Raw genomic sequence first — 10,686 nt, forward strand, 5'->3', positions numbered from 1 at the left:
TTTGCGGCGTCTTCTCTTCCCGGGACAGGTTTGTCTTATCCAAGCACAAGTGTAGACTGAATAACTCAATGCCCATAACCGAAGTCCAGTCCGAGGCACCGAAGAAGCGCCCGATGCGGCAGCGCCGGTCGCGTCACACGCGCAAATGTCTGCTCGTGCTCGGAATGCACCGCTCCGGCACGAGCGCGCTGACCCGATGCCTGGGCCTTCTCGGAGCCGACCTTCCGCTTCGGCTGATGCCCGGCGGGGACTCCAATTCCAAAGGACATTGGGAACCGGAACTGATTGCACAGGTCAATGACCATCTGTTGTCCGAGCTCAACTCGAGATGGGATGACTGGCAGCGACTGGACCTGGACGCCCTGCCGCCTCCGCTGGTGGCGCACTACAATTCGGAAATCCAGAAGATCCTGAGAGAAGACTACGGCACATCCAAACGGTTCGTGCTGAAGGATCCCAGAATCTGCCGCCTGGCGCCGCTCTACCTCGACATTCTGGCCGACATGAAAGTGGTGCCGCAGATCGTTCTGCCGTTCCGCAATCCCGTTGACGCGGCGCGGTCGCTCAACCGTCGCAACGGAATCGATCCCTGCTTGGCGCAGCTGTTTTGGCTGCGGCACATCTGCGACAGCGAGCTGGCGTCGCGCGGACACCCCCGCGTGTTCGTGCGCTATGAAGCCCTGTTGTCGGATTGGCCGGAGGAACTGAACCGCGTCATCAAGGCCTTCGGCCTGCCCAAGCCGGACGAACATGTCAGCAAGGAAATCGACATCTTCCTTGATCGCGAGATGCAGTCCTTCGATGACGGCGAAGCTGTCATGGAAACGGATGAGACGGTCTCCGGCTGGACCCACCGTGCCTTCAAGGCGCTCCTGGCCCTGCATGCAGACCCTGACGACGCCGAGGCCATGCAGGCGCTGGATGCGGCTCGCAGGGAATTCGACATCCTGTCGGACGCCGTTGCGAGCCATGTGCGGTCGCTCGAATCCGAAAGGAAGGCCGCATTGCATGCGGCCGCCGCGGAGGCGGAACATTCCCATAGCCTTCAGGCGCGATACGATACCCTGCAGCAGCACCATGACGACCTGCGCAAGTATCGCGACAGCCTCATGTCCGCGCTGGAAACCGTGAAAACCGTCCAGGCGGACGAACGCCAGCGCCTGCTCGCAGAGACTGCGCAGTCCGCTGCGGACCTAGCATCTTTGCGAAAGGATGTTCAGACGCGCGACCAGGAGCACGACCGGCGAATCAGCAAGCTCGCCGCAGACCTGGCCGCCTCGCATGAGCAGGCGCAGCTGAAAGACCTGGAGCATACGCAGAAGATCGAGAGGCTTGTGGCGGATCGTGATGCCGCTGTTGCGGGTCTTCAGGACCAACTGGCGGCTGCGGCACGCACGCACGCCCAGACTGTAGGCGAGCTGGAGGCCAGCCGCGCGGATGTCGCCGCACTTCAGGAGCGACTTGAATCCCTTGGAAGTGACAAGAAAGCACTTGAAGCCGACCTGCTCGCGGCCCGGAACAAAATCCAGGAATTCGAGACGAGCCTGCAGGAAGCGGAGGAGTCCATTCGTCAGACCGGATTGCAGGCCGAGATGGACCGGACGGCGCTGACAGACCGGTTCGCTGCAGAACGCGATGCGCTTGTCTCTTCGTTCACGGAACAGGCGGATGAAACCGCGCGCCAGATGCAAGCGCTCACGGATACGGTTTCTGCCCTGTCGGAACAGGTCCGTCAGGTGGAACAGGCGGCAGAAGCGGAACGCATGCGCTTCGAACAGGACTCGGCCAGGCTTCAATCGGAAGCCGAGACGGCACGCCAGCAGGGCCGGATGCTCGATCAACGAATCAGCGAGATGACGCAGCAGGTCCAGCAGCTCACCGACGAGCGCGACTCAGTTCTCCGGTCCGCCAGCTGGCGCCTGACCGCGCCATTCCGGAAACTTGTCCGGCTGAAATTGCGCTTCAGTGAAAGCACGCACCATCGCGAAATCGAAGAGTCGGGCTTGTTCGATGCGAGCTGGTATGCCGCCTCCAATCCGGACGTTGCCGCCAGCGGCCTGTCGCCGATTGTGCACTATCTGCGCTATGGCGGGCACGAAGGGCGCGATCCGTCGGTCCATTTCCGCTCGGCGGATTATCTGGCAAAGTATCCGGATGTGCGCGCTTCGGGACTCAATCCGCTGGTCCATTTCATCCGGTTCGGCCGGCAGGAGGACCGCTCGCCAATCGGCCGCAGCTAGGCACTTGGCAAAGTCGACCGGATGAGCCCCTCAAATGCAGATCGAACGGCAATGCGGGGCCACGTCCGACTCCGGCCGGTGCCCTGCGATGGCACCCGTATCGATGCCTCCCAAGGCGCCGGCCCATCCAGGTTCACCGGCGTCGAGGGCGCACCGAAAGTGCGTCTCGAATTCGGCGACGCCGCGCTCCCCGCCGGGTATTACCTCCTCACCGGCCGTCATGATGGGACAGCGACGCAGCTGACCAATCCTTCGCTCGAGTTCACTCAGGCGGGCGGCCTCCGCCAGACGGTTTCGGCGCATCTGCCGGTCCGCCATGCACGCAGGGCCTGGCATGCTCCGCTCATGCTGCCGCAGGCCGCCGAAGCGCTCCGATTCAGCCCTCTCGACCGCAAGGGGACCGCCGTGCTGGACGGCCTCCAGCTTCGGCGTGTGTCGGGCACGGAATATTTTCTGCAGGTCGCCGCAGCATGGTGGTCGGCCCGCATCCGGACGCCCCGCGACATCATTTCCGCTGGCCGCGCCGTCGTCCGGGCGCTCAAACGCGGCGGCATCGCCCAGGTCAAATCCGATCTCCGTTTTTCTTCATCACTGCCCCGCGACGGCTTCGACTATGCCGACTGGATTTCAGCATTTGACCTGCCGTCAGAGGAAGACCTTGTCCGGCTGCGCCAACAGCTGGAAACCCTGCCGTCACGCCCTTTCCTGTCGATCGTCATGCCGGTATTCAATCCGCATCCGGACATTCTTGATCTGACTCTCCGGAGCATCCGCAACCAGGTCTATCCCGACTGGGAGCTTTGTATTGCAGACGACGCCTCGACGGATCCGGCCATCGGCCCCCTGCTCCAGGCACATGCGGAAGAAGACAACCGCATACGGGTCGTAATGCGCCCGGACAACGGGCACATCTCTGCCGCCACCAATACTGCGATCGGCATGGCCCGCGGCGATTGGCTTGCTTTTGTCGACCATGACGACCTGCTGCCGCCTCACGCCGTGTTTGAAGTTGCCAATGCGATCCTCGCCAACCCGGACGGGCGGCTGTTCTATAGCGACGAAGACAAGATCGACGCTGACGGGCGGCGGTTTTCACCGCATTTCAAGACGGGCTGGAACCCGGACCTGATCCTGTCGATGAACTACTTCAACCATCTGACAGTCATCCAAAGGGCGCTGGTGGAGTCCGTCGGTGGCCTGCGCGAAGGCCGCGAAGGTGCGCAGGATTGGGATCTCATTCTGCGATGCCTGCCGCGGATGCCGGCGGGCGGCATCGTCCACATCCCGCACATCCTCTATCACTGGCGCGCGTCCAGCCAAAGCGTGTCGCTGTCGGACACGAACAAGCTGTATGCGACCGAAGCCGCACGCGGTTCCCTGACAGACCATCTGGAAACTGCCGGAGCAGATGCGGATATCGAGGTCACGGCAGAACGGGCTCATGTTCGCTACCGGATACCCTCGCCTGCGCCCAGGGTGTCCATAGTCATCCCGACCCGAAATGCGGAAATCCTGGTGCGGCAATGCATCGAAAGCATCCGTCAGCACACCACATATCCTGAATATGAAATCCTGCTCGTCGACAACCAGTCTGACGACGCATCTGCAAAGGCATATTTCGAAAGCCTCTCGACCTCAGGCCGTGTTCGCCTGCTGCACTTTGACAAGCCGTTCAACTATTCCGCTCTCAACAATTACGCCGTCGGCGAATGCAGCGGGGATGTGGTCTGCCTGCTCAACAATGATGTCGAGGTGATCACGCCGGGCTGGCTGGAGGAGATGGTGGGGGTCGCGCTCCAGCCAGGCGTCGGTCCCGTTGGCGCCAAGCTGTATTATCCCAGCGACACAGTCCAGCATGGCGGCGTCGTCATGGGGCTGGGCGGCGTCGCCGCGCATGTCAATTCCTGTCTGCCGCGGGGCGCCGCCGGGTATCAGAAACGTGCCATCGTCCGCCAGACCCTGAGCGCGGTGACCGGCGCCTGCCTGGTCGTCCAGAAGCGCCACTGGAACCTAGTCGGCGGGCTGAACGAGCAGGATCTAGCCATCGCCTATAATGACATCGATTTATGCCTGAAGCTAGGCCGGGAAGGCCTGCGCTGCGTCTGGACCCCTTTCGCGGAACTCTACCACCACGAATCCGCCAGCCGCGGTTCCGAGGACACACCGGAAAAGCAAGCGCGATTCGTTCGAGAACAAGCCTATATGCGACAGGTGTGGCCGGACGTGATTGCCGCGGACCCGTTCTATTCACCCAACCTGTCCCTCAATACGCCCAATTTCGATCTGGCTTTCCCGCCACGTGTGCTAACTTCCTGGCAATCCTCAGCTTGAGCATCCGGGAAAGCAGGCCTCGCGTTGATCGCCTCTGGCGAATTGGATAAGGCTGGGTGCCACAGTGCTGAGTTCGAGCAGATTTTATGAGTACCTATAAGGCAAGTGAGCCGGCAAACGGCCCAGTGAAAAGGCTCCGGCGGCTCGTATCGCTCGCGCTGAAGCTCACACAGAGAGAGGTTGCAGGCCGCTACAAGGGCTCGTTCCTTGGCGTTGGCTGGTCCCTTCTGACTCCCCTCCTGATGCTCAGCGTCTACACTTTCGTGTTTGGGGCCGTCTTCAAGGGCCGGTGGGCAGAAACTGTGCAGACCGGGTCGATGATCGAATTCGCGATTATCCTGTTTGGAGGCCTGATCGTGTTCCAGATGTTCTCCGACGCGGTCATCCAGTCCACCGTCGTGATCGTGGCCAATTCCGGATTTGTGAAAAAGGTTGTTTTCCCGGTTCAGGTCCTGCCGGTGGTCACCGTGCTGACGGCCTTGTTCCATGCGTCGGTCGCCATGCTCGTCCTGTTCGGCTTCATGCTGTTCGAATTCAAAGGCATTCCGACGACAGCCTTTTACTTGCCGGTTGTCCTGTTGCCGCTCCTGATGATGGTGCTTGGAATGGCCTGGCTCTTTTCCGCGCTGGGTGTCTTCTTCCGTGACATCGGCCAGATCCTGGGCCCGATCGTGACCGCATGCCTTTTCCTGGCGCCCGTCTTCTTTCCCGCAAAGGCGCTGCCTGAATGGGTCCGGCCGCTGGTGGTACTGAACCCGATTACCGTGCCGGTTGAACAATTCCGCCGCGTCGTAATCCTGGGCCACGGCCCCGACTGGGTACCGCTCTACACGTATGGCGGCATCGCCTTTGTCATCATGTGCTTAGGCTTTCTCTTTTTCCAGTCCGTGAGAAAGGGGTTCGCAGATGTCCTCTGATTTCGCGATCTCGGTTTCGGGCACATCGAAGCACTACATGATCTACTCGCGGCCGGAAGATCGGCTCAAGCAGATGATTGCGCCGAAGGTCCAGAAGCTGTTCGGCCAGCCGCCGAAGAAGTACTATGCCGAATTCGTCGCTGTGCGGGATATGTCATTCGATATCGGCCGTGGCGAAACTGTCGGCATCATCGGCCGCAACGGCTCGGGCAAATCGACCCTGTTGCAGATGATTTGCGGAACGCTGCATCCGTCCTCCGGAAGCATCCGGGTGAATGGGCGTATCGCCGCTCTGCTCGAACTTGGCTCCGGCTTCAATCCCGAATTCACCGGCCGGGAAAACGTGTTTCTCAATGCGTCCATTCTCGGACTGACTCAAAAGGAAACCGAGGCCCGGTTCGCCGAGATCGAAAAGTTCGCGGACATCGGTAAATTTATCGATCGCCCCGTGAAGACCTACTCCTCAGGCATGTATGTCCGCCTTGCCTTCGCCGTGGCGATCAATGTGGATCCGGATATCCTCGTTGTCGATGAAGCCCTGGCCGTGGGTGACGAAGCATTCCAGCGCAAGTGTTTCGCCCGCATCGAAGACATTCGGGCGCGCGGCGCGACGATCCTGTTCGTCAGCCATTCTGCTCAATCGATCATTCAGCTTTGCGACAAGGCAATCCTGCTCGATGCCGGTGAGAAGCTTCTGGAAGGCAGCCCCAAAATGGTGGTGAACCAGTACCAGCGCCTCATCAATCTGCCAGCGGAAGAAGTTGCTGAGGCCCGCGAGAGAATCCGCAAGATGGACGGTTGGGCCGAACCTACGACTGCCGCAGAAGACAGCAAGACGGCCGGTCAGATCGTGAACGGCTCGGCAGAGGCCGACCCCATCAGAAAGACGCCTGTCGAGCCCGACCAGCCTCCGGCCTGGTTTGATCCGGAGTTCGTTTCAGTCAGCGTCGTAACCTATCAGCCGCAGGGCGCCACGATCAGCGACATCACCCTCCTGACGGAGGATGGCGAGCCGGTGAACCACCTGCTGCCCGGAGAGACATATATCTACTCCTACCAGGTTGTGTTCGACTCCGACGTCGAAAAGGCTTCCTTCGCGATGCTCATCAAGACCGTCAAGGGGATCGAGATCGCCGGTCAAAGCAGCCACTCCCTTGGCAAGGGCGAAACATTCGCGGCCAATGAAAGGGTCGAGGTGTCGTTCCGGTTCACCTGCAATTTCCTGCCAGGTGCCTACCTCTGCAATTGCGGTGTTTACACGAATGCCGGCGGCGACTTCCGCCAGCTGCACCGGGTTCTCGATGCGACGATCTTCCGGGTCATGCCCTCCGGCGCCGAACTCAAGCGCATCGGCCTGGTCGATATTGCCCCCGGAATCGAGGGATACGCCCTGAAAAGACTGCCCGATCCAGGGTTCCAGCAGCAGGCTGCAACACCTTTGGAAAGTAGGGCCAAATAATGACCGAATCTGCCCTCGAGGGGGGCACCGGGAATAAATTTCTTGCGGCTACAGAAGCCTGTCTCTACCAGAAACCGTTGAGTTTTCTCAACGATGCAAACAAAAATGACAAATTCGTGCGGTAGGGGTTGCCGGCCTCGCATGGTCAACAGGCAACGGGTACGTTGGAATGTTTGACCAGAACGGTCGGCAAGCGAAGTGAAGAGGCATAGGGGTTTTCATATTGGCCAATACGTCCAACAGATCGAAATCCAGAAAATCCGAGCCACGAAACAATATGAAGGTGAGTGCTTCGGCGAAGGCAAAGGGTGCTGCTCTGCCCGCAACAGCATCCGCGCCCACGGTTTCGCCCGCGCCGAATGGCTCGTCGCCGCCACAGCCGCAGACCGACAATAGCGCCCTGAAGCGACTTGAAACGGCCCATGCACGGGACGTTTCGCGGATCGATCAGCAGATTTCCGCGCTGCGGGGCGAATTCTCGGCCCTTTCGGGGCGGGTCTCTGAGGCGCTGCAATCGCCGCCAGCGCCGGCAAACACCGGCTCCGGCAAGCTGGCCCTTGCAGCCATTTCCCTAAATCACCAGCATCAGCTGGACCAGCGCAAGGCGAACCTCAGGGCCAACCTGGCAAAGGTTCGCCGGGTTCGCGGAATTCCGGCTCAGCGTGGAGATATCGACAAGGCGTTCGACCGCTACCTCGTTCGCGGCCGCTCGCCAGGAGTCGCCCTGCTCATCCACCGGTCCGGCCTCTGGAATACACATCCGGAAGGCGACGAAGCGCCGCCCCAATCCCTGCTCGCCTACGCCCGCGCCGGCGCACATCCTGACGCATCGCCGAACGCGCTGTTCGATCACACGTTCTACCTCAAGGCCAATTCGGATGTGGCGCGCCAGCCCCTTTCGCCGCTTGCGCACTACCTGATGGCCGGTGACGAGGAAGGCCGTATCCCGCATCCGCTGTTCGACGCGGCCTGGTACCGCAAACGCAATGCGCAGGCGCTGGAATCCACCGGATTGACCGCGCTCCAGCATTTCCTGGCCATCGGTGCATCGGAGTGCCGCGACCCGCATCCACTCTTCAGCATTGAATACTATCTCAGTCAGCTGACGGAGTATGATGGCACCAATCCGCTGATCCACTATCTGCAGAACGGCTGGCAGTCGGCGGCCAGTCCGCACCCGCTCTTTGCGAATGCCTGGTACCTTGAGAGCCACCCGGAAGTCGCAGAGCGGAAGATCGCCCCCCTTTATCACTACCTGACGACCGGGCGCGAGTTCGGCTACGACCCGCATCCGCTATTCGCGGCGCGCTGGTACCTCTCGACGTATCCGGACGTTGCAGAAGACCATAAGGAACCGCTGCAGCACTTCTGGGAAAGCGGCCTGACGGATGGACGCAATCCGCACCCTTCTTTTTCTGTCGCTCACTATCTGTCGCAAGCGTCCGAACTGACGGAAAGCGGCCAGAACCCCTTGTTGCATTTCCTTGAGACCGGCCTGTGGTCAGGCCTCTCCCCTCACCCGGATTTCAGCCTGCTCGACGCAGTGGAAACCTGGGATGCCCAGCCCGGCAGCAACCCCTTCTTGCACTGGCTCCGGACAGGCTGCCATCGCTCGGCCATCCAGGCCACTTACGCGGCAAGCGAGGCGCCTCCGAAGAGCGCCCCGGAATTGCCCCCGGTTCCGATGGGCAACCAGAATCGCGCCCTGTTCGAAGCCATATTCACCGGCGCCCGCGCGGCTGCGGAAGAGGATCATTCGGATCCGGCCGCCTACCATGTTCTCACCTCACAGATTCAGGCGCTCCGCCGGCAGAAGATAGAAGCCTTCACACCGGCCCGTCCTCGCCTTGTCTCGGTGTCGGAAGCTGATTTCGAGAAGACGGCCCGGCAGCTCCACTTCGCCACGCCAGCCAAATGCGACACCACGATCGTCATTCCGGTCTACAACAACCTCAAGTACACGCTTGAGTGCCTGAGCGCGTTGTCGGCGGCCGGCGGATTACGGAACGCCGAAGTCATTGTCATCGATGATGCATCATCTGACCGGACCCAGGCCATCTTGCCCCTGATCCAGGGCGTGCGTTACATCCGGAACGAAAAGAATCTCGGCTTCCTCCTGACCTGCAACAAGGCCGCGCGGGGAGCAAAGGGTGATTTCCTGATCTTCCTGAACAACGACACGCAGGTCCGAAAAGGCTGGCTGGCACCCCTGATCGATATGCTGAAATCCGACCCGACTGTCGGCGCCGTCGCACCGAAACTTCTGTTTGCTGACGGCCGGCTCCAGGAAGCCGGTGCGACCATCGATCCCGAAGGGCACGCCGAACTGATCGGCCTGTTCGAAGACCCGGACGATCCGCGCTACAATTATTCCCGCGATGTCGACTATGCCTCCGGCGCATGCCTGACCGTCCGCACAGAGACGTTCGACATACTGGGCGGATTCGACACGACCTTTGCCCCCGCATATTGTGAGGATGCCGACCTCTGCTTCCGCATCCGCAAAGGCGGGCAGCGCATTGTCTATGTCCCGGAATCGGAAGTGGTCCACCACTTGTCGGTGACATCCAATTCGGTGGAACCGACTTACAAGAACCGACTGGCCATCCGCAACCAGCAGCGCCTTGTCGAGCGCTGGTCGGAGCAGCTGGAGGCGGACAACCATGTCCGCCTGATCTCGCTCTATTTGCCCCAGTTCCATGCCATTGCGGAAAACGACCGGTGGTGGGGCGCCGGGTTCACCGAATGGTCGAACGTCACCCGCGCGCTGCCAAATTTCGCCGGTCACTATCAGCCACACCGTCCCGGAGAACTCGGCTTCTACGATCTCTCCGACATCGAGGTGATGGAGCGTCAGGCGGCCCTGGCGCGGGCCTACGGAGTCGATGGCTTTTGCTATTACTACTACTGGTTCAGCGGCCGGCGCGTCCTTGAGAAGCCCCTGAACAACATTCTCGAAACGGGGCGTCCGGATTTTCCTTTTATGCTCTGCTGGGCCAATGAGAACTGGACCCGGACATGGGACGGACAGGAACGCGATGTCCTACTCGCGCAGCAGCACCTGCCGGACGACGCCGAACATTTCATCAAGGATGTCGCGCCGTTCCTGCGCATGGACAACTACATCCGGGTCAATGGCCGGCCCATGCTTGCGCTGTACCGCCCCTCCCTGATCCCGGACATCCGCCAGCTGGTCGATACCTGGCGCACCTACGCCCGGAAGAATGGCATCGGGGAACTCTACCTGGTCTTCGTCGAGACATTCGAAAACGCACGGAATTATCCGGCCCCCAAGGCGATCGGTTTCGATGCGTCGATCGAGTTCCCGCCAAGCAATTGCGGCTGTCCGATGCCCGTACCTGGCGAAGTGTACAACCCGCACTTTCAGGGCGTTGCGCATGACTATCACGAACTCGTCCGCACCTATGTGAAAGAGCCGGTTCCCGGCCACACGCGTTTCCGCGGCCTGATGCCCTCCTGGGACAACACGGCCCGGCGCCAGGATGTCTCCTACGTATTCCAGAACGCGTCTCCGGGCGCCTTCCAGGCCTGGCTGGAACATACGTTCGCGGAGACCCGTCGCCAGAATCACGGCGATGAGCGGATTGTGTTCGTCAATGCATGGAACGAGTGGGCGGAGGGCGCGCATCTCGAGCCTGATATGAGGTTCGGGCGCGGCTGGCTGGAGGCAATCCGCAATGCGCGTGATGCCCAGCGTCTCGTGCGGAAGGGATAGGCG

At 60.9% G+C, this 10,686-nt stretch carries 5 protein-coding genes; all 5 read left to right on the top strand.

The genetic code is table 11. The annotated features are described in order from the left end of the window. Positions 1–68: 68 nt before the first annotated feature. The 5 genes from R3C13_RS01460 to R3C13_RS01480 all read left to right on the top strand — a co-directional run bounded on the left by R3C13_RS01460 (position 69) and on the right by R3C13_RS01480 (position 10,683). Positions 69–2,240, top strand: a complete 2,172-nt coding sequence (locus R3C13_RS01460; RefSeq protein ID WP_371309013.1) for a hypothetical protein — start codon at positions 69–71, stop codon at positions 2,238–2,240. A gap of 51 nt (positions 2,241–2,291) precedes the next feature. After that, positions 2,292–4,571, top strand: coding sequence for a glycosyltransferase (locus R3C13_RS01465; RefSeq protein ID WP_371309014.1), 2,280 nt, complete (start codon positions 2,292–2,294; stop codon positions 4,569–4,571). 125 nt (positions 4,572–4,696) lie between these two features. After that, positions 4,697–5,488: an ABC transporter permease gene (locus R3C13_RS01470; protein WP_371309015.1), complete on the top strand. Its 792-nt coding sequence runs from the start codon at positions 4,697–4,699 to the stop codon at positions 5,486–5,488. Continuing rightward, positions 5,478–6,947 (top strand): ABC transporter ATP-binding protein, encoded by a 1,470-nt coding sequence (locus R3C13_RS01475; protein WP_371309016.1) that lies wholly within the window; start codon positions 5,478–5,480, stop codon positions 6,945–6,947. The genes R3C13_RS01470 and R3C13_RS01475 overlap by 11 nt, the downstream gene beginning before the upstream one ends. 277 nt (positions 6,948–7,224) lie before the next feature. After that, positions 7,225–10,683, top strand: a complete 3,459-nt coding sequence (locus R3C13_RS01480) for a glycoside hydrolase family 99-like domain-containing protein (RefSeq protein WP_371309017.1) — start codon at positions 7,225–7,227, stop codon at positions 10,681–10,683. The last annotated feature ends 3 nt before the right edge of the window (positions 10,684–10,686 follow it).

It is taken from the genome of Hyphomonas sp. (assembly GCF_041398385.1).
Lineage (GTDB): Bacteria > Pseudomonadota > Alphaproteobacteria > Caulobacterales > Hyphomonadaceae > Hyphomonas.

Coding starts and splice junctions, on each gene's coding strand:
- R3C13_RS01460 (WP_371309013.1), top strand. CDS start 69: ATGCCCATAACCGAAGTCCAGTCCGAGGCACCGAAGAAGCGCCCGATG.
- R3C13_RS01465 (WP_371309014.1), top strand. CDS start 2,292: ATGCGGGGCCACGTCCGACTCCGGCCGGTGCCCTGCGATGGCACCCGT.
- R3C13_RS01475 (WP_371309016.1), top strand. CDS start 5,478: ATGTCCTCTGATTTCGCGATCTCGGTTTCGGGCACATCGAAGCACTAC.
- R3C13_RS01480 (WP_371309017.1), top strand. CDS start 7,225: ATGAAGGTGAGTGCTTCGGCGAAGGCAAAGGGTGCTGCTCTGCCCGCA.